The sequence below is a fragment of the Paraburkholderia nodosa DSM 21604 genome, assembly GCF_000519185.1.
In the GTDB taxonomy this organism is placed as follows: domain Bacteria; phylum Pseudomonadota; class Gammaproteobacteria; order Burkholderiales; family Burkholderiaceae; genus Paraburkholderia; species Paraburkholderia nodosa.
Genome location: NZ_JAFA01000001.1, coordinates 538,469 through 558,143, shown reverse-complemented (window position 1 = coordinate 558,143; position 19,675 = coordinate 538,469). Strand labels below are relative to the sequence as shown.

The following is a 19,675-nucleotide window of genomic DNA, read 5'->3' as shown; positions in this document are numbered from 1 at the left end:
GAGCCTGCCCTGTGAAGATCGATGACGATCTCCCGGGAGGCAAATCTCCAGACCACGCACCTAAACTTGGCCATTGCTGCCACAGGGACCCGCTCCATGCCGCGGCGCCGCAGCAGTTATTATGCCCGCAAGCCTGACGAGGTACCAAACGATCGGAGCGCACCGCGCACTGATCTTAATGCTTGCAATGCGCCGCAGGAATTTCCCTGAAGAAACAAACGTCTCAGCCGTGTTACAGATGCGTCAGCATTTAAAGGGAAGAATCAACCACGGAGACCAGCTATTTCTCGTTAGAATTCTGAAAGCTTCGCCAACGCATATCCACGACGACGGCACAGCCCCCCAGAACGCCGTACCACGCCGCAAAAATCAGCCATTGCTCCCACATCGGCCGCCCCAGCGCCCATAGCGCGACGATGACACCGGCAAACATCACGGCATACCAGTAGATTGCGGTGCGGCTGTGACCGATGCCCGAGCGCACCATGCGTTGATAGTAGTGCTCCCGGTGCGCTTGCCAGAATTTTTCCCCACGACACACGCGCCTCAGCAATGTAATCGACGCATCCGCAATAAACGGGGAAAAAACAAAGGCTGGAAACCAAAGCGGCCAGACGGCGCCGCGCCAGCCCCAGTAGCCGAGTGCGCCCGCCAGAAAGCCGAGCGTGATCGAACCGGCGTCACCCAGGAACAATTTCGCAGGGTGAAAATTGAGGAACAGGAAGCCGAGTGCTGCCCCGGCGAGGGCGGCACCCACCTGTGCCAACGCTGGCGAGGGATGCCCTGTGGCCAGAGCCGCCGCCGCGTAAGCGCCGAAACCAAACAGCGCCATGCCGCCCGCGAGGCCATCAGCGCCGTCCATGAAGTTGTACAGGTTGATCAGCCAGAGCATCAGGAAGCCGATGCCTGCGAGCAGCCACCAAGGTGCGTCGGCCGGCCAGATGACGACCAGCGCGACCACTGCTGCGAAATGGACGGCAAACCGGATGCGCGCGGGCAAATCGCGACGATCGTCGATCTGCGACACCAAGGCGAGCGCCGCCGCTCCCGCCGCGAGCAACCACATCTGTGATGCGTGCCATAACAGCGCCGCGAGGCCGATCGGTACGATCCCCCAACCGCCCACGCGCGGAATCGGCTTGACGTGAAGCGAGCGATGATTCGGCACATCCGTCGCGATACGCCAGGCGAGACCGGTCGAAAGCAAGCCCCGAAGGATCAGAAAACTTGCCAGAGCCGATGCCGCGGCCGTAAGCAGCACGATCCAACCGGATGTTGCGATTACGTCAAAAACCTCCCTCATGCCCGCCCCTGCTCCTTGCGACATGCGCGATACCAGTCGGCCGTCGCCCGCAGTCCCTCGTCCAGCGTGTACGGCGGGTGCCAGCCCGACAACTGTCGCTGGATCGCGGATGCATCGAGAACCAGACTTTCGGTGAGACGCTCGATTTGCGCGGTTCTTCCCGTGAGCCTGCCGGCGAGTTTGAGAAGCGACACGGGCACTGGTATGAGCCGTGCCGGTCGGCCGAGATGCCTGCCAATGGCACGCAGCAGGTCCGCGACGGAAGGCGCGACATCGTCTGCCAGATGAAAACAACCGTTTTCTGAGCGTGCGTCCGATGCGCAATGCATGAGCGCGTCGGCCAGATTGTCGACGAACAGAAGGCTGCGCTGGGCATCCACGGCGCCCAACGGCAAGGGTGTCCCGCGCCAGACGGTATCGAGCATCTTGCGGAAGTTGGCGCCGACGTCCGGGCCATAGACGAGTGGTGGCCGTACGATCACGACATCGAGTCCCGTCTCGCTGCGCAGCTCGGCCAATGACCGTTCCGCCGCAAGCTTCGAGCGGCCGTAGGCGTCATCGGGTTGCGCGAGCGCGTCTTCTCGCAGCGGTTCGCGCGTGCCCCCGCTCCCCGCGATTGCCTTGATGCTGCTCACGTAGATGAAACGCCCCACGCCATGGCGCTGCGCGGCGCGCGCGACGCGCAGGGTGCCTTCGACGTTGGTCGCATTGAAGGCTCGCTGCGTCTCGTCGCTCTCCGCTTCATTCATGACGTGCACGCGCGCGGCAAGATGCACGACACAGTCGACATCGCCGGACTGCGCGGGCCAATGCGTGTCGATATCAGCGAAATCTGGAGTTGTATGGACCGATTCAACGGCACCAGTCGGTGCCGTGCCGGCACGGCGGACGATACCGGTTACACGGTATCCGTTATCGACCAGCGTATGGCAGAGGGCGCGGCCCACGAAGCCGTTCGCGCCCGTAACCACGACATGCATTTGTGTTGGCTCCGGGTACTGCGGTAAGCAAAAATGTGGCCCAGAAGCGCGAAAGGTGCCAAACCGTTCGTAGCGAATGGAATCCACAGGAGAATACAGGCAAGGTAAAGCATAGCCCCAGATATGGCAGTACCGTAGGTCGCTCGAGTTACCTCGCGATGATTGGTGGCGCCGTTGCACAAATTTACGGCACCTGCCCGTCCTCGCGCGCACAATATTTCATGCACCTACCACGCTCTAAATCGGTCGCCCATCCGTCTTCAGAACTTGAATCGACTTTAGATAGAAGCCAAGTACGCGCGGGTCAGTCGACAACCCCATGGCTTTGGGCGACACGGCATCCGGCAGCAGGAACTTAATCCGTATGCCTGAAGCCCCCTTCGGTACGGCAAGAACTATCGATTGCTCTGGTTTGCCGCTATCAAAGACGAACTCCTGGGCATCGCCGCCGTTCACGGAAATGCTCACATGCTGGACGTGAGTGGCGGGAACAAAGGCGAAGCCAGAAATCCGGACTGAATTCGGATACTCAGCACCACGGTCAGGCATCTCACAGTGAAAAGTAGCGACTTTGGCATTCGTCCACGTGCCTTGGTCCTCTGGTGAAGCAAAGCCTTCTGTGATGCCTTGCGAAAAGTGAGAATTTGTCAGACTCATTTCCCCGTGACAGGTATCGCGCGTCGCAATAGTCTTCGCGTAGCACATACCGTCAATGAACGCATATACGGGGTCAGCCGAAGGCAAGCGGCATGCCGGCATGTCATATCGAGACTTATCCTTAACGGTAATAACCATCCCGATTTTGTTCAACTGCGACAAATCCCGGCCATACAAAATATCGAGCGTATTGTCCGATCTTTCCGACTTGAACACGCCAACCGAAAACATATAGTCAATCACCGGCGACTCGCCGGGAAGCTGAAGCACGTACGTGGACGTCCCTACCGGTATCGCCGGCTCGCGCACCTTGACGGCCTCCATCTGCCGCTCCAGCGACATCAGGTGAGCCAGCGAAACAGATTTGTGCCGAGGAAAAATCGCAAGAGCGGCAACAACCATTAACAGGCCCACAGCACCGTAGTCAAAAATAGTCCTTATCGATCGAACAGTTGAGCTTGACTCCCCGTTCGAGCCTGAATGGCACCCCATCAACAAGGAGACGTTGACAATCAAGACCGTCCACAATCCGAATGCATACTTGCGGCAAGCGTATTCGGACCCACTCCCGATCTCGAGCACCACCATTTGCAGAAAACAAAGTGTCGAAATCGAGAGACCAAGTATGGCGAAATACTTGATTACCAACTGCTCCCGCTGCCGCTCCGGATCCTTCAACCGGATCCAATACCGCATCCCCACCACCGACGATGCGATTGTGATCAGCACGAGCGCTTGAAGGGCGAAGTGGTTGGGAATGAATGTCAAGGGCAGTGAACCGTTGTTTTCGCTTATCGTCGCCATTGTTCTGAACACGGGATTCAAAACAACCACGAGCAGCGCGGCAACTGCGAATGCAGCTCTTGCAAACAGAGTTCGTGCATCCCACCTGCGTGCTTGCCAAAGCTGGTCAAAAGCCACGAGCAAACCCAAAAAGCCGAGCAACTCCAGTGCCGGCAGCAAATGCATAAGCTCGACAACAAAGATTCCGACGATCAGCAGTCCGTATATGGCAAAACGTGACCAACCTGCCTGGGAAAGCGACAGCGAGATTGCCAAGATCACAAGCACAGCGGCCTGCGCAACAAACTGCGCGTAGAAGTATGAACCAACGACTTCATGCCCCCACAAATCGACGTCCAAGAAGAATCCGCCGATGACCAACGCAAGCAGCGCGACCTGCGTTGACCGACGAGCTTGGCGCGACGGCTGGGACCAGAGCATCCATCCAATTGCCGCCCACAGCGCCGACATGGACAACAACAACACGATTTGCATACCGGCAAGAGGCGAGCCCCAAAAACCGCCCAAAACAGCCGCAAACCGGTGACTCAATCGCGGATAGATTTGCATCTCGCCGAGAGAGGGATCCACCACACGCGGCAAATCGCCGAATTCTGCCAGACGCGCAACCAGTGCATAGTGATGAGCCAAGTCGGCATTTTGAGAAAAAATGGAGTCCCAAAAGTGAAGATAGAGAAGCACGCCAAACACGAGCGCGATCAGAATTTGCAGTGTACGTTGTCGATAGTTCATCGGGAGGTTCATCGGCTAATCAGCCGAGCGTCTAGCGAGATTCTGCGATCTGCCACTCTTCCTTGGCAGCCCAAGCAAGAGGGTAGTCAGTTCTGCGCTCTTTAAGCGAGCAGTTCATTGATCTTCACCGCGGCAGACTTGCCCTCCCGCACCGCGTAGTTCGTCCCCCGGTCTTCCGGATAAATTTGCGCCATCGTTGAAATCATCGCATTCGAGAACGGCGTTTCGGCGGACGGGACATACTTCGAATAGTCGCGCTCGGTGACCGGTTGCGCATATTCCGCACGCCAAACCTTCGCATCCTGGACCCACGACTTTTTCATTTCTGGGAACATGCGCTGAAGATGCTTGACGGCAAAATCCAAGTATTGATCGTCGCTAAAGCTCCAGACAGGATCCTGCGTCGCGAGGTAGCGCGACACGAAAACGAGGTGCTTGCCCTGGTAATTTTCCGGCGGGTCGAAGTTCGTGTGCTCGATCACGCCGACAAACGGAAAGCCGGGATCGTTCACGTTGAGCCAGTATGTATCCGACAGGCTGCGATCCAGTTGCAGCACCAGACACATATTGCCGAGGTACTTGACGCGTTGAAGCGACTGCAGCCAACCGGGGCTAGCCACGTCTTTGAGGATGTCCGCAATGATGGGGAACGACGGCGTGAACAGAAACTGCGTCGCCGAGATTTCCCCTTCCGAGGTCTTCAGCGAGAGAAGTTTGCCGTCCTTGACGTTGGCGCCGGACACATCGACGCCGTATTGGATCTCGCCGCCAGCCTTAATGATTGCATCAGCCATGAATTGCGCCAACCGGCCAAATCCGCCACGGAAATAGGCCAATTGTTCACCGCCCTGCTTGTCTCGCGTACTGCCTCTGAGCACCAGTTTTTTCCAGAACCAGACGGCGTTGACCGCGTCGGCATAAACGGAGAACTTCGATTCGATCAGCGGTTGCCAGACGATTCGAAATACGCTCTTCCCGCAGAGCGGCTCGAGCCATTCCCGAATGGAGAGGTGCTCGATCTCCTTCCAGTCACGGATCTTGCGCACCTTGAAGACGAGAAGTCCAAGCCGGATGCGGTCAATAATGGAAAGCGGCTTGAACTTGAGCAGATCGAGCGGCGTCGACAGGCGCCACAGGCGGCCGTTGAAGTACATGCCCGTACGGGACGGCTGCGTTACGATCAGGTCCTCCACGCCGAGCTCGCGCGCGATCTCCGGAATGTAGTCATCGTTGTTGAACCAATGATGGTAGAACTTCTCTACGGTGACACCGTTGTCGAACTCAAAGGTTCCCGCAAGGCCACCTGCGCTATTGTCTTTCTCGAGCACCAGAACCTTGCGTCCCGCGCGAGAGAGATCCAGAGCGGCCGCCAAACCCGTAAAGCCAGCGCCGACAATTACAACGTCGTATTGATCGTGCATTACCTGATCCAATTCAAAAAGTGTTTTCTACGGCGTTACGTCGCTGAAAAAGAGACGGGTTGAGCAGAATTGCAATCCCGCCGGCGACCGTCGTCGGGATCCACAGTGAGAGATGCGCCAGAACCGCGAAACTGGCCGCTGCCGGAGCCGAGCTTCCGAATACGACCGCCATCGAGTACGCAGCAAAATGGAACGGTCCAACATATCCCGGCGATGATGGCACCAACGTCGATAGCGTCGTCACCGCCATGATCATGAGCGCGGCCGGGAAATCCACGTCGATATTCAAACCGTGCAGGATCGACCAAAAAAGCCCGGTTTCACCAATCCAGATGCAAGCGGACAAGCCGGTCACGACGAGCAGCACGCTCAATCGCGACATGGCCCCAGTGCTGCCGACCAGGCCAGAAACCGTGGCAATCACTTTCGCCAATTTTTCGCTTTTACTCGCGACGCGGGCCTCGACATACGCAAGCACCTTGACTGCACGGCCGCTGAGCACCGCGATCACGAAAAGCAGCGTGCAGCCGACTACCGCGAGCAAGAACACGGTCCTCTGCAGCCACTCTGGAATCGTGGCCGACGAGCTTGCAAGCACGCCGACACCCAAACAGGCAAGCAACGTCAGCATGTCAATCAGCCGCTCGAACAGCAGGCTCGCGGTCGCGGTCACGCGGCTTACGCCAAGCGCGGCCGGGAAAACGAGTGCTCGAATGACATCGCCCGCCCGAAACGGCAAAACGTTGTTCAGCGTAATCGACCCGAGGAATGGCGCGGCACAACTCCTTGCGGAAATCACCGCCCCACCGGCGCGCAACATCACTGCCCAACGCACGATGCGGATGGTGTAATCGAACGCGAGCGCGGCCATGCCAAGCGCAAAATAGTGCCAATGGAAATTCTCGACGGCAGTCTTGATCTCGTCGATGTCCACCTTCCGAAAAACAAGCACCAGACAAACAACGGATATCCCTAATCCTATTGCCTGTCGCGCATAGTTTTTCTTCGAACGGCCCGCAGCGGGCGAATCTTTAGCCATTTTCTTGCAATAAGGCAGTTGTTACATAGTGACGTACATAAGGGGGCTTAGACGGGCAACAGTTGCCTGGATTCGCGGGAACCACCTGTCACGCATCATCGCCCTTTCACGCCGAGGCGCGCGTCAAAGCCTACGCCTTTTCCCAGACGCGCCACGGCGCGCGATCCGCCGACCACAATGCTTCAAGTTCCCGCTTGTCACGCAGCGTATCGCACGGCTGCCAGAACCCGCTATGTTGAAACGCGACCAGTTCCCCGTCCTTCGCGAGATTCGAAAGCGGGGCTCGTTCCCACGACGTTTGGTCGTCATCGATGTACGAAATCGCGCCGGGTTCCAGGACAAAGAACCCGCCATTGATCCAGCCAATCTCGTCGTTGGGCTTCTCTTCGAAGCTGGTCACCTGCCTCGAACCAGACATGTTCAACACACCGAATCGACCGGGAGGCTGCACGGCGGCTACGGTCGCAAGCCTTCCATGCGCACGATGGAATTCGATTTCCGCGCCGATGTCGATGTTGGACAGACCATCGCCATATGTGAGGCAGAACGTCTCCTGATCGACGTACGGCGCCACGCGCTTCAGACGACCGCCCGTCATGGTATCGGGACCCGTGTCGACCAGCGTGATGCGCCAATCCTCTGCATGGTTGCTGAGAATTTGATGATCACCGGTCTTCAGATCGATGACCATATCCGACATGTGCCGGTAGTAATTGAAGAAGAATTCCTTGATTACGTAACCCTTGTAGCCAAGGCAAATCACGAAATCATTGATGCCGTGGTGAGCATACGTTTTCATGATGTGCCACAGCAAAGGCTTCCCGCCGACCTCCACCATGGGCTTCGGCTTGGTATCGGACTCCTCGGCAATACGCGTTCCAAAACCACCAGCAAGAATAACCGCTTTCATAATATTCCTGTCAAAGCTTCAATTCAGTGGACTGCATGTTGAGACTCTGCTCAACAACAGCGACGGGATCGGCACGGAGCACCAGGTAGACTCTCAAAATATACTCGCCGATGATTCCCAGCAGAAATGCATTCAACCCAATGCCAAACAACACGAGTATGTGAATGCTGGCAAGGCCCTGTGGCAACGACGGATGCGAGAGCTTTAGAAAGACGTAATAAAGCGCGCCCACCAGACTGACTAGCAGAATCAGCACACCGACAAACGATGCCGCCCGCAGAGGCACGGTGGAATGGTTGAATACAGCCGTCAGGCCGAGCCGCAGCAATCGCCCAACATTGAACTTGCTCTTGCCTGCAGTTCGCGCGTCGCGATCATAGGGAATACCGGTCTGGTTGAAACCCAGCCCCGCAATCGTGCCGCGCAAGTACGGACTCGCCGTCTTGACCTTCACAAGCAGATTGACGATTTTCCTGTCGATCAGACGAAAATCGCCAACATCCTTCGGTATCGGATGCTCGCTGATCTTGTCGATCACCCAATAGCCAACTTTGCGGAATGCTCGAAGCAAGACGCCTTCTGGCCTCGCCTTTCTCACGCCGTATACGACCTGATAGCCACTGCGCCACTTCTCGTAGAACTCCTCGAGCATCTCCGGCGGATCCTGCAAGTCCGCGTCGACCTGCATCACCGCATCGCCACGCGTATGCATGTAGTTGGCCAGAATCGAGCGCTGGAAACCGAAATTCTTGGAGAATCGAATCGCCCGCACCCTGCTATCGCGTTCGGCAAGACGCGACAACAGAGACCATGTCCGGTCGTCGGAATGATTGTCAGAGAAAACAAATTCGAGGTCACACCGGTTGGCCATCTTGTCGGCCAGAGCGCAGAGGCGGCCGTACAGCGTCTCGATATTCCCCTCTTCATTGAGCACCGGAATAGAGATAGAGATGAGGTGCCGCTTGTTCGTCATTGACCAAGCCCTTCCGTCTGATTGGGTTTTTCCGACAAGCATGATTTCATATACTCAACGATCGCTGGCAGCGATTCACGAAACTTGATCGCAGCGGGTAACAACACTGGCTCAAAGATTCTTTCAAAGTTCTCTTCAACAGGATCGGCAATGGCGCCGACTTTCAGTAGCTCGCTTTTTCCCAGTCCTTCAAATACGGATACCGCAATGTCTCTTAGGGTAAGAGCGCTGCCATGGCTCAACGCAATCGTTCCGCTCGCCGTCGATTCGGCCAGCCATCGGATAGCACGCGCCTCATCCTCGAGATGGTGATACTCGCGCAATTGTCGCCCCGATGTCATTGGAAATGGAGCGGAACGACGAATGGCGTCCAGGATCTGGCCGAGAAACATAAACGGAGTCGGCGCACCCAACCCGTATAGCGTGTGAATTTGTAGATGCAACGCTGTACCGCCGGCGCGAACCGAAGTGTTCACGTACTCGTTCAAGCGCCGCTTGCTTTCCACATAGGCATTCTGCGCTCCGGGGAAAGCTTCCATCACGGTGCCGAACGTGACGACTCGCATACCGAGCGGCGATACTGCGGCGATCAGATTCTTTGGGAGGTGAAAATTGACACCCTGGAGCGACTCCGCCGGCAAACGCGGATCGAGCAACCCCGATGTCACGAAGATGAGCGACTCGCCTGCCTGACGCTCAAAATACCGCGTGATCTCGCGCTCCGCACCGTCCCTCGACCACGCCTCATAGAGCGACCGGTCCAGTATGACGACGTCCGCGTCAGCGTATTCGCGGGCGATAGCCTGCCCTAGCCGCCCTCGCGCGCCGATCAGATAAATCCGTTTCACTGGATTGCCGCCCGCCAGGCGTTGATCTGGTCTTCCGTAATTGCACGAGCCGCAGCGGGATTCGCGTAGAAGTTGCTATACCACGCCGAGGTCTGACGCACGGATTCCGCCGTATCCCAAACCGGCCGCCAGCCCAACTGATTCCGCGCGAGGCCACTGTCCAGTGCCAATGCTTGCGCCTCAGGAAGCGGATCGTTCAAATATTGCAGTTGGGGCCGCTGCCAGCAGTCGCTCATCAATTCGAGCACTTCGCGCACCGGGTATTGCGTGACGTCGTGCGGCCCGAGGTTCCAGGCCTGCGCAACCTTACCAGGATTCTCAGACACCAATCCGGCCAAGATCATGAGATAGCCGTGCACGAGTGCAAGCACGTGCTGCCACGGCCGCGTGGCGTTCGGAAATCTGAGCGTGAGCGTTTCGTTGCCCACGACAGCACGGACGAAATCCGGAATCAAACGATCTTCGGACCAGTCACCGCCACCGATGATGTTGCCGCCACGCGCAGTCGCGATCGCAGGGCCCTTGCCTTCGGACCACGGGTACGATGCCGCGTAGCTCTGGATAACCATTTCCGCTGCCGCTTTCGACGCGCTATAGGGATCCTTTCCACCAAGCGGATCGTTCTCACGATATGACCAGGCCCACTCGTTGTTTTTGTAGACCTTGTCCGTCGTAATGCACAGAACACCCTTCACGCTCTTGACTGAGCGTGCAGTCTCCAGCACGTTGACCGTCCCCTGTGCATTGACCAGGAAGGTCCTCACTGGCTCGCGGTAGGAACGGCGTACCAACGGCTGTGCAGCAAGATGCAGGATCAGATCCGGCTCAAACGAAGAAACTGCCTCGAGCAGACGGTCGTAATCGACGATATCGGCATGCGTCGTTGCGATTTCCTTGTCGAGACCTGCCGCTGTGAACAAGGATGGCGAAGTTTCCGGTGGCAACGAGTAGCCGGAGATCCTCGCGCCGATCATCTGCAACCACAGACACACCCAGCTTCCTGTGAAACCGGTGTGCCCCGTCACAAGAATTTTCTTGCCGGCCAACGCTGCTTCAAAAGTATTCGTTCCCATCGGTATTCGGCATATCCTAGTAGTAATAGTACTTTGTGCGGCGCCTGCTCATCGCACTGGCAACGGTCACGATTGCAAACGCACATCGCTACACACCAAGGCCGGTCAAAGAGATCGGCCTGGTTGGGCCCTGAATGGCGCATTTGGCGCACTGATGAATGACCGGCGCGTCTGGCGCGAGCATCCCGCGACTTGAGCCAGGCGGCAAGAATCAGAGCGCAGCAGACCACGAATTCCCGAGGGTTACTCGCTGATTATACCGGCGCACACGGCACGAAATAGCTCGCATCGATCATCGCCCCATTGAGCTGGTTCCGAGCGGGTTTACCGTCCAGCTTTTTATGCCCAATGTCTGACTCGATCGCACTGACGCCGGATTTTCATGCGAGCCTCCTGTGATGCCTCGTCGCGCCGGGTCAGACATCTGCTGTCGACCGCACCGTTCGCTCGGCACATTCGACGCCGTCATACCCGATGCTTTCGATTTCGGGTGCGGACGCAGCAAACCCTACGCAAGAGGAAAGAAGGCCTCCACCGCGAAGACTTGACGTACCCGAACTCAACCGAGCAACTGGTCCAACGTTCCAAGGAGCGGGGCGACCATCTGCCCCCATTCGTGTTGCTGCTCGACGAATGCTCTCGCTCCCTTCGCCATTTGTACCGCCTCGGCCGCATTGGCCGAAAGCCACTCAATGCGCTCGGCAAATTCATGCGGCGTATCCGCGATTAGAAGGTCATGCTCGCTTCTCGCGCCCAAGCCCTCGTAACCCAGCGAAGTGGCCACGACAGGTAACCCCAGCGCCATGTATTCCAGAATCTTGTTCTGTACGCCTGCCCCTATTCGCATCGGGCACACGCCGATGGCGCCGTCCTTCGCGGCGTCCGCCACCGACGCAACCCGCCCTGTCACCTCAACACCGTCGTATGCCCTGAACCGCTCCGCAAGCGCGGGGGAAATCGAACCCACGATCCTGAACCGGTAATCCGCGCGCTTGCGCAGCAACGGCAACACCTCTTGCGCGAAGAAGTGGCACATATCCTCGTTCTGAACGGTCCGCATGTCGCCGATGAAAATCAGCACGCGGCTCGCCATGCTACGCACCGAGTACGGCAACCCGGACAGATCGACTCCGTTCGAGCACACGAGCACATTCCTGGCATGCGAGCCAGGAAACAGATAGTCCTTATCCGTCTGCGAAACCAGCACGGACAAATCGAAGTCGTTGACGATCGTGCGCTCGTAATCGTGCAAGCGTTTAGCCTCAAGACTGAGCACGCGCGACTTGAGCCCCCGTGCATTCTTGAGCTGCTTGACCCGACTGTAGTTGAGCGAGATCGCGTCGGTCATTTCGAGAACCCGCGGCTTGTCCGACTTGCGCACATACTCAGCGCAGCGCACCAGATGGACGAGTGCGCCGTCATGCGAAGGCATCAACCGTGCAACTGCCGCGGCAAATGCCCGACTCCGGTAGTAAGCGACCTGCAATGGCGTCCGCGTGGGAAGCGCAAGCAGAGTGTTGACGTACGAACGCGCCTTCGACAGGAAGACTCGCTCGACCCGGTCGAATACGCCGTCGTCAGGCAGCTCGCAGTCCACCTCTTCGCGCGACTCGCACAAGCTCAGCAGCGTCAGCGAATATTGGCGCGACAACGCCTTGCAGAGGTGATAGATCCTCAGTTTGTCCCCGCCGATCACCGGGTAGGGAAGTCTGGGCGTCAGCACCAGCAGCTTTTTCTTATCTGTGGTCACGACAAACGTTCCCAGAACTCCTGAATCGACGGGGCGACGATCGACTCCGAAAACAGACGCGCGCGGTCCACTCCGTTGCGGACCCTCGCCTCGAATGTTTCGCCGCCGCTGCATATGCCGCGGATCTGCTCGGCCATCTCGCCAACCGAAAATGGGTCGAAATGCAGACCGGACCCACCAACGATCTCGGGCATCGAAGTCGTGTTACTGCACGCGACAGGCGTACCCGATGCCATCGCCTCCAACAGCGGTATGCCGAACCCTTCGAACAACGAAGCAAAGATGAATGCCCGTGCCTGACGGTAGTGCAGCTTCAGCTCCTGGTCGGATACATACCCGAGCAGCTCGACATGACCTGCGAGTCCCAGTGCAGATGCCCGCCGCAGGAAATATTCGTGATGCGCCGACTTGATCCCGGCAATGCGCAAACTGATGTCGTCATCCAGCGTCGGCCTCGCCAACGCGAACGCTTGCAGGAGGCGATCGACGTTCTTGCTGGGCACTTCGCCCGCCACGGTAAACAGGTAGGGTTGGCGAGCTGCCTCACTGAGTGGACGAGCGAACCAGTCATCCGGAATCGAACACGGAATGAGGTGCACATCCTCTTCCGACAGTCCGAACTGCTCAACCAGTTCCCGCTGGGTAAAGCGGGATACAGTCAGCACGACGTCGGCGCGGCGAGCCAGCCGGGGCACCACCTGCCGCCGGTACACCCGCCCGAACGTTTGATACAGGGATCTCGACGGAGGCAGCACCCGCCAGGGTTGCAGATAGATCAGGTCATATATGACCGAGATCAGGCGGGTCCGGCCCGTTGATCGCAATGGTCCAGTGTTGTACGGACACAACAGGTAATCCAGCTTCTGCGCTTCGCACAGGCGGGGCAGCTCGACCTGCTCCCACCATGGAAAGAAGCCGCGGCCATCACTAACGCATGGCCAATCCGTGGTGGTCACGCCGCTTGGCGCGAGACCCAGCACCGACGCACTCACCGGCTCGATGAGCTGACGCGCGAATCGTCCCATGCCACGGTAGTTGCCAACCATCCAGGTGACATCTACCCCCAACGTCACGCTGCATTGCCCCGAGGCAGATTGAGTCAGGAGCGACATGAACCATCCAGGACAGATTGATAAACTGCCACGGTCTTCTCGGCGCACGCCTGCCAGGTGAACGCTCGCGCTCTCGCCAACCCAGCCTCGCGGATCACGTCCGCTTCGCGAGGACCCGCGATCACGAGGCGCATGGCATCGGCAATTTCACCTGCGCTGTAGGGATCAACCAGAATGGCGGCATCTGCCGCCACTTCGGGAACGGAGGTTGTATTGGACGCGATGACCAGAAGACGCGACGCGAACGCCTCCACAACCGGCAGTCCGAAACCCTCGCCAAGCGACGTGAACACCAGCGCACTGGCCGATTGCATCAGGACACGCACGTCGAAATCCGGCAAATACTGCAACCAGCGGGCACTGCCTTCGGTTTCGCTTGCGCGCAGCCGGGCGACAAGGCTTTCACACCCCCACCCAGCCATTCCTACGACGACCAATGGAAACTCTCGGCGCAACCCGGGCGGCAGACTGGAGTGCGCATCCATGACCCGATCGAGATTCTTCCGCGGCTGCAAGGTCCCCACACACAGAAAGAACCGCTCCGGCAGGCCCAACCGCTTCAGCACCTCGTCACGGGCCGTCTGGTCGATCTGTTCAAAAAACCGCGGGTGCACACCCAAGGGAACGACGGAAATGCGTTCAGCCGAGATACCGAAATGTTCCACAATCGAGCGTTTCGAATACTCCGAAATCGTGATCACATGATCCGCCCATGTGCCCGAGCGCCGCAAGAGCCAACGACGTAACGCAGCCAGCTTCACGGTTGTCCACTCGGGATTCGACAATACAATCGCATCCATCAAGGTCGCGATGACGGGTATCGCAGAGAGCTTTGGAATCAGGTGATCGGTCGCATGGAACACGTCCACGTGCTGCGTCACAAGCTCCTCCTCGGCCACGCACTTCCACGGGCTCACGGCACCCAGCGTCGCCATGACCGCGTGGCGGCCGAGATTGACGGGCGGCCGGGCGCCCGGCATCACGTCTTCGCCGACGAACGCACGAAAGCCGACGGGGACGAGATCGACCCCGCCGCCGGCAAGCAGGGCTCGCCCCAGCTCCCGGGTGTACGAGCCAATGCCGTCCACCCCGCAGTGCGCAATGTTACGGGCCAATGCCGTCGTACCAAAACCAACCTTCACCCATGCCCCTCGTTGTACATCCAGCGCGGTGTGTCTTCCCGCATTATTTTTCTGAGCGGCCCGACAGCGGGCTCACCCACTGCAGCAAACAACTACGTGAAAACGCGGTTCACGCAGCCGGCAAGCCCCATCACTGGCGCCCACTGTGCATCAGAACGAAAAGCCGCGCTCATTGCGGCGCAGGTCGGCCTCGACCATCATTGCGCACAGCTGCTCGAGCGTGGTCTTCGGCTCCCAGCCCAGTTGCTTCTTTGCCTTCTCCGGATTGCCGATCAGCAGATCCACTTCGGCCGGACGATAGAACTTCGGGTTGATCCTGACGAGCGTCTTGCCGGTCGCAACGTCGACGGCGGTCTCATTCTCGTCACGCCCCTTGAACTCGAGGTCGACTCCGGTTGCCTTGAATGCCATGCGCACGAAATCGCGTACGGTCTCGGTACGATTCGTGCCCAGAACGTAGGTATCCGGCTCATCGGCCTGCAACATGCGCCACATGCCTTCGACGTATTCCTTCGCGAAACCCCAATCACGCTTCGCGTCGATATTGCCCAGTTCGAGTACGTCGAGTTGGCCGAGCTTAATCTTGGCGACGGAGTCGGTGATCTTGCGCGTCACGAACTCGCGGCCACGGAGGGGCGATTCGTGATTGAAGAGGATGCCGCTGCAACCGAAGATGTCGTAGCTCTCGCGATAGTTCACCGTGATCCAATGTGCGTAGAGCTTCGCGACGCCGTAGGGGCTGCGCGGATAGAACGGCGTCGACTCGATCTGCGGAATAGCCTGCACCTTGCCGAACATTTCGGACGTGCTCGCTTGGTAAAAGCGGATCTTAGGGTTGACGATGCGGATGGCCTCGAGCAGATTCAACGGGCCGATGCCGGTGATCTCCGCCGTGGTTGCCGGTTGGTCAAAGGACACACCGACGAAACTTTGCGCGGCGAGGTTGTAGACCTCGGTCGCGCCGGTCGTCTGTAGCAGGCGGATGCTCGCCGACAGATCGGTCAGATCGTATTCGACTAGATGCAGGTTCGGGTGCTTGGCGATGCCGAGTTCTTCGATACGCCAGAAGTTCACCGAGCTGGAGCGGCGATAGGTGCCATAGACCTTATAGCCCTTCTCTAGCAGGATCTGGGCGAGATAGGCACCGTCTTGGCCTGTGATGCCGGTAATAATGGAAACTTTCATACTTTGAGAATTCATCTTAAGTCCATAACTCTCTTGCAAAATTTTTATCAGATGGTTGACGGCGATGTCATTGAGTCTCGACGGATATTTCCGTGCCCGTAACGGCTTTGGTGACCTGACGCGTCGGCAATACGTTGTCCAGCAACTGCTGGGCAGCGTCCTGCCAGGTCAGTGTGTGCATTCCTTCGGATTTCGGATGCGTGCCTTGTCGATACAGCGTGAGCCAGTGTGTCACGGCTTCCGCCAATTCTTCACCACTGCAGGCGCTGAAATAGTGAGCGTGGCTCAGCGCCACCTCACGGAACACTGGCAAATCGCGAGCCAGTATGGGCAGATGCTTGCGACTAGCCTCAATCAGCGGCAACCCGAAGCCCTCGCCCTCCGAGGCCGCAAGCAAACAACAACAAGCCGCATAGACTTGCTCCAAGTATTCATCGCTAATGCTCTCCAGCCAGAATAGCCGTCTTCCAAGCTCGGGATGAGCTTGCAGACGCTCGACCAGCTTTTCCATCAGCCACCCGGATTTGCCGACGACAACCAGATTAATTGCAGCACCCTCTTGCCAAAGCTGCTCAAAAGCCGCCAGCGCCTGGGCATGTCCTTTACGCGGCTCAACCGTCCCCACCATCAAAAAGCTGGGCGCTGCGCGTAGTGCCCTGAGTATACGAGGCCCGTCGCTGGGCATGCCCGAGCTCGGTCGCGAGTTCTGTACATCCGCCCCGTAGTGGAACCAACCAACTTCAAGTGCCTCTTCGCGCTGAGGATGGTGCTCCTGCAGCCATTGCGTGAATTCGTGCGCCACCGTCCGGGAACCACAAACAACCCCATCATAACGGGAGATCGTATTCAGCCATTGCTCGAACAGCTCCATGCTCCCGGGCGAGAAGTAGTTAGGCATTTGCACGCATAAGAGGTCGTACACCACAAACAGGATACGAACACCATGGCGATGCATTTCATCAAAGAACGCTTCTTGAACCGGTACGACAGCTGGGTATAGATCTAGCCCCAAAAAGACATCACCTGTCTGGAAATCAATGGGATCCTCCTCCACGGTACCGGCATCATTCTGACCCATGAATTGCGAACGCAAACGTCTTGCATAAAAGTAGCCCGTTCGATCATGCGTTGCAAAGACCGGCCACACCTCGAAATCCTTCGGTGAGTTTCTTAGCAACTCGCTCAGAATGCTCCGCACGACGCGTTGGATCCCTGTCCGGGCGTCATGTTGAACAAGCACCGACACATCGACAAACAGTGCACGACGCGTTCGCTTAGGCAAACTGAGCGCTATAGCCTGCGCCACTTGGCTCAATTCGTCGTCGTTGCATTGACGTACCAAGGGTGCGAGTGCCTGAAACAGCTTTTTGCGCGTTGACTGGATACTCGGACGTGACTCTGCCACCGGAAGCGCGGCACCATTCCGAACAAGCAGTTCGCGGCAACGAACATACACGTCCTCCACGGAGATGTCATCGAGGCAAAAGAACTTGTGTGGACAGTCGCCTCGCGCAGCGATGTGGCAGGGTGAGCAGGCTGCATCGCGGTGCAGGACATAGCTGTCGCCGAACACCGGCGCCCATTCGCGCGCTGTTTCCAGGCCGCCATAGACGCCCAGCGCCGTCACGCCCAGATAGGCCGCCATGTGCGCACCACCAGAATTGTTGGCGACACATAGCTGGTGGCCAGCGAGACGCTGCATGAGTTCGGGGATGCTGAGCCCGGCATGAACCACCACTTTCTCAAGGCCATCGAAGCTGAAACGCTGAGCCTCGGCGACGCTGGCAAAGAAAACACTGACGAATTCCACCGCGGCGTCCGCAGCCAGTCGGCGGGCTAATTCGTGGAATCGCGCAACGGGCCATTCCTTGACATCCCCGCCGGCGTAAGGAAACAGAGCGACTGCGCGAGCATGCTCTTGCAAAGGAGTTACGAGTGGTGGCAACACCACATAGTCAGAGGGGTGAGCCGGAAGCGCATCGATAAGGGCCAACATCTGCTCACTAATCGAGATGCGATTCAATGGTGTTTCCGCAAATGGCACATCCGGATACGTGGGCAGCAAGATGTCGAGCGTGGCATCGATGGTTGGATTGAGGCTGCCATAGCCAACCTTGAGTCCAGCATCAACTTGCGCCAGAACGAATCGTGTATTGGGCTGGCGCCTCAAATCGATAGCCAGGTCGTAGGAACCCAAATGCCTCAGAAATTCAGCTAACGAACCATCATGCAGTTCTGCCTGCAACGACGATTTGCGCTTGAAGTAGTCCAGCGTCAACACCCGGTCAAAGAATGGCAGACTTTGGGCCAACGCCTGATTCCAACTACCCACTACAATATCGATACTGGCCTTCGGGTATCGCGCACGGAGCCGAGAAATAGCCGGCACGGCCAGCAACAGATCACCCATGTGATCCAGTTTGAGCAGCAGGATCCTTTTGATTCGCGGCTCGAAGAGTGTCGTGCGCTCGAAGGTCACGGCTTGCGCAGTCCGGGGCTCACCAGTTCGCTCGAAGGTCGCCATGGCCTGCAATGCGAGTTTGGCACTGCGATCCCACGAGAAGGCCTTCGCCTGAATCCTGGCGTTCTCCAGTAGTCGGTCACGCAGGCCGTCGTCAGTCAGCGCCTGATGCATCTTGGCGCTCATGGATGAAACCGACAGCGGATCGAACAGTGCCTCGGCGCTGCCCATGACTTCCGGAAGGCTTGTACTGTCGGCCGCGATCACCACAGCGCCACATGCCATCGCTTCCAGCGGCGGCATGCCGAAACCTTCGTGCAGAGAAGGGAAGACAAAAAGACTGCAGGTACTGAACAAAGCCAGCAAATCTTCATCATCGATGAAATCGCTGAACAACAGGTCGTCAGCGTGGAGGCCGGCGCGTTGTGCATGCGTGCGAAGCACGCTCAATTCCGGAAGCGGCATTCGGCCAACGAACAGCAACTGGTGGCGTTGACGCGAGGCATCAGGCAGTTGCGCGAATGCTTCGATCAAACGCGGGAGATTCTTGCGAGCATCGGCTCCCCCCGTGTACATGATGAAAGGCTTGGTCATCCCCAGACGCTTCTTCAGAGCCGCCAACCGATCTGCATCGGGCACGATCCGGGTAAACATTTCATCGCAAGCACCCGACACATTGGTCACCGTCTCGGGCGAAAAGGGTAATGCTCCCAACGCTTCCTGCCGGGCACTTTCCGAGATGGCAAGAAGATGACGCGCCCGCTTCAGGTTTTCAATGCGATCAGCGTAATAGCCACGATAAATAGGATTCTTGCGGAAATGCTCGTCCGGGTTGATCAGCGGAATTAGGTCGTAAAGTATGACCGCGGTCGGCAGCGGTTCGCCCAATGCGCCGATGCTGACGACTGCATCGTCTCCCAACCCCTCGAACAGACTGGTGACAAGCACGATATCGGGATCGAGCGTCTCCAGAAAAGCCTCTCGCACCCGTTCGGCGATGGCGCGACGCGACGCATTTCCCGCCTCAGTCCAACGCATCGGCCCCGGCGACTGCCATACGCGGATCCGCTCTTGTGGCAGCAGCCCTCGAAATGCTTGGCGTATCGGCTCAATAGATTCAGGGAAAAGTCCGCTGAGAGCCAAGTAGATTTCATGGTGTCCCGCATTGCGGGCAATGGCAAGCGCCAAAGAAAGGGTATAGCGCCCGATGCCCCGGAAGCGACTCTCCGTTTGCGCTCCCTGCATGTCAATAACGATTCGCATACTTATCCTACTTTACTTGAGC

Annotated in this window: 14 protein-coding genes; all 14 read right to left on the bottom strand. The window is 58.0% G+C overall.

Going from position 1 to position 19,675, the window contains the following annotated elements; all coding sequences use genetic code 11:
* Nucleotides 1-280 precede the first annotated feature (280 nt).
* Nucleotides 281-1,303: an MraY family glycosyltransferase gene (locus A3CW_RS0102465; protein ID WP_035512154.1), complete on the bottom strand. Its 1,023-nt coding sequence runs from the start codon at nucleotides 1,301-1,303 to the stop codon at nucleotides 281-283.
* On the bottom strand, nucleotides 1,300-2,283 hold the full coding sequence (locus A3CW_RS0102460) for an NAD-dependent epimerase/dehydratase family protein (RefSeq protein ID WP_028202152.1): 984 nt from the start codon (nucleotides 2,281-2,283) through the stop codon (nucleotides 1,300-1,302). The genes A3CW_RS0102465 and A3CW_RS0102460 overlap by 4 nt, the downstream gene beginning before the upstream one ends.
* A 237-nt stretch (nucleotides 2,284-2,520) precedes the next feature.
* Nucleotides 2,521-4,476 carry a hypothetical protein gene (locus A3CW_RS0102455; RefSeq protein WP_028202151.1) on the bottom strand — a complete coding sequence of 652 codons (1,956 nt, stop codon included), beginning with the start codon at nucleotides 4,474-4,476 and terminating at the stop codon, nucleotides 2,521-2,523.
* A 101-nt stretch (nucleotides 4,477-4,577) separates the two neighbouring features.
* On the bottom strand, nucleotides 4,578-5,897 hold the full coding sequence (locus tag A3CW_RS0102450; RefSeq protein ID WP_028202150.1) for an NAD(P)/FAD-dependent oxidoreductase: 1,320 nt from the start codon (nucleotides 5,895-5,897) through the stop codon (nucleotides 4,578-4,580).
* A gap of 13 nt (nucleotides 5,898-5,910) precedes the next feature.
* Nucleotides 5,911-6,936 carry a lysylphosphatidylglycerol synthase transmembrane domain-containing protein gene (locus A3CW_RS0102445; protein ID WP_028202149.1) on the bottom strand — a complete coding sequence of 342 codons (1,026 nt, stop codon included), beginning with the start codon at nucleotides 6,934-6,936 and terminating at the stop codon, nucleotides 5,911-5,913.
* 130 nt (nucleotides 6,937-7,066) lie between these two features.
* Nucleotides 7,067-7,846, bottom strand: a complete 780-nt coding sequence (rfbF, locus tag A3CW_RS0102440; RefSeq protein WP_028202148.1) for a glucose-1-phosphate cytidylyltransferase — start codon at nucleotides 7,844-7,846, stop codon at nucleotides 7,067-7,069.
* 10 nt (nucleotides 7,847-7,856) lie between these two features.
* Nucleotides 7,857-8,819, bottom strand: a complete 963-nt coding sequence (locus A3CW_RS0102435; RefSeq protein ID WP_028202147.1) for a glycosyltransferase family 2 protein — start codon at nucleotides 8,817-8,819, stop codon at nucleotides 7,857-7,859.
* On the bottom strand, nucleotides 8,816-9,667 hold the full coding sequence (locus A3CW_RS44945; protein ID WP_051481144.1) for an NAD-dependent epimerase/dehydratase family protein: 852 nt from the start codon (nucleotides 9,665-9,667) through the stop codon (nucleotides 8,816-8,818). Before A3CW_RS44945 ends, A3CW_RS0102435 begins: the two co-directional genes overlap by 4 nt.
* Nucleotides 9,664-10,740, bottom strand: a complete 1,077-nt coding sequence (gene rfbG / locus A3CW_RS0102425; RefSeq protein ID WP_028202146.1) for a CDP-glucose 4,6-dehydratase — start codon at nucleotides 10,738-10,740, stop codon at nucleotides 9,664-9,666. The genes A3CW_RS44945 and rfbG overlap by 4 nt, the downstream gene beginning before the upstream one ends.
* A 559-nt stretch (nucleotides 10,741-11,299) precedes the next feature.
* The gene (locus tag A3CW_RS0102420; protein ID WP_035512152.1) at nucleotides 11,300-12,490 is read right to left on the bottom strand and encodes a glycosyltransferase; all 1,191 of its coding nucleotides are present in this window, start codon (nucleotides 12,488-12,490) and stop codon (nucleotides 11,300-11,302) included.
* The gene (locus A3CW_RS0102415) at nucleotides 12,487-13,602 is read right to left on the bottom strand and encodes a glycosyltransferase family 4 protein (protein WP_245623515.1); all 1,116 of its coding nucleotides are present in this window, start codon (nucleotides 13,600-13,602) and stop codon (nucleotides 12,487-12,489) included. Before A3CW_RS0102415 ends, A3CW_RS0102420 begins: the two co-directional genes overlap by 4 nt.
* Nucleotides 13,590-14,744 (bottom strand): glycosyltransferase family 4 protein, encoded by a 1,155-nt coding sequence (locus tag A3CW_RS0102410; RefSeq protein ID WP_028202143.1) that lies wholly within the window; start codon nucleotides 14,742-14,744, stop codon nucleotides 13,590-13,592. Before A3CW_RS0102410 ends, A3CW_RS0102415 begins: the two co-directional genes overlap by 13 nt.
* Nucleotides 14,745-14,894: 150 nt before the next feature.
* Nucleotides 14,895-15,929 carry a GDP-mannose 4,6-dehydratase gene (gene gmd, locus A3CW_RS0102405; RefSeq protein ID WP_028202142.1) on the bottom strand — a complete coding sequence of 345 codons (1,035 nt, stop codon included), beginning with the start codon at nucleotides 15,927-15,929 and terminating at the stop codon, nucleotides 14,895-14,897.
* A 67-nt stretch (nucleotides 15,930-15,996) separates the two neighbouring features.
* Nucleotides 15,997-19,653, bottom strand: a complete 3,657-nt coding sequence (locus tag A3CW_RS0102400) for a glycosyltransferase (protein WP_028202141.1) — start codon at nucleotides 19,651-19,653, stop codon at nucleotides 15,997-15,999.
* Nucleotides 19,654-19,675: the final 22 nt, after the last annotated feature.

Bases quoted from the DNA above. Each gene is read 5' to 3' on its own strand.
- A3CW_RS0102415 (WP_245623515.1), bottom strand. From the start codon at position 13,602: ATGTCGCTCCTGACTCAATCTGCCTCGGGGCAATGCAGCGTGACGTTG.
- A3CW_RS0102455 (WP_028202151.1), bottom strand. From the start codon at position 4,476: ATGAACTATCGACAACGTACACTGCAAATTCTGATCGCGCTCGTGTTT.
- A3CW_RS0102435 (WP_028202147.1), bottom strand. From the start codon at position 8,819: ATGACGAACAAGCGGCACCTCATCTCTATCTCTATTCCGGTGCTCAAT.
- rfbF (WP_028202148.1), bottom strand. From the start codon at position 7,846: ATGAAAGCGGTTATTCTTGCTGGTGGTTTTGGAACGCGTATTGCCGAG.
- A3CW_RS0102445 (WP_028202149.1), bottom strand. From the start codon at position 6,936: ATGGCTAAAGATTCGCCCGCTGCGGGCCGTTCGAAGAAAAACTATGCG.
- A3CW_RS0102400 (WP_028202141.1), bottom strand. From the start codon at position 19,653: ATGCGAATCGTTATTGACATGCAGGGAGCGCAAACGGAGAGTCGCTTC.
- A3CW_RS0102465 (WP_035512154.1), bottom strand. From the start codon at position 1,303: ATGAGGGAGGTTTTTGACGTAATCGCAACATCCGGTTGGATCGTGCTG.
- gmd (WP_028202142.1), bottom strand. From the start codon at position 15,929: ATGAAAGTTTCCATTATTACCGGCATCACAGGCCAAGACGGTGCCTAT.
- A3CW_RS0102450 (WP_028202150.1), bottom strand. From the start codon at position 5,897: ATGCACGATCAATACGACGTTGTAATTGTCGGCGCTGGCTTTACGGGT.
- rfbG (WP_028202146.1), bottom strand. From the start codon at position 10,740: ATGGGAACGAATACTTTTGAAGCAGCGTTGGCCGGCAAGAAAATTCTT.
- A3CW_RS0102460 (WP_028202152.1), bottom strand. From the start codon at position 2,283: ATGCATGTCGTGGTTACGGGCGCGAACGGCTTCGTGGGCCGCGCCCTC.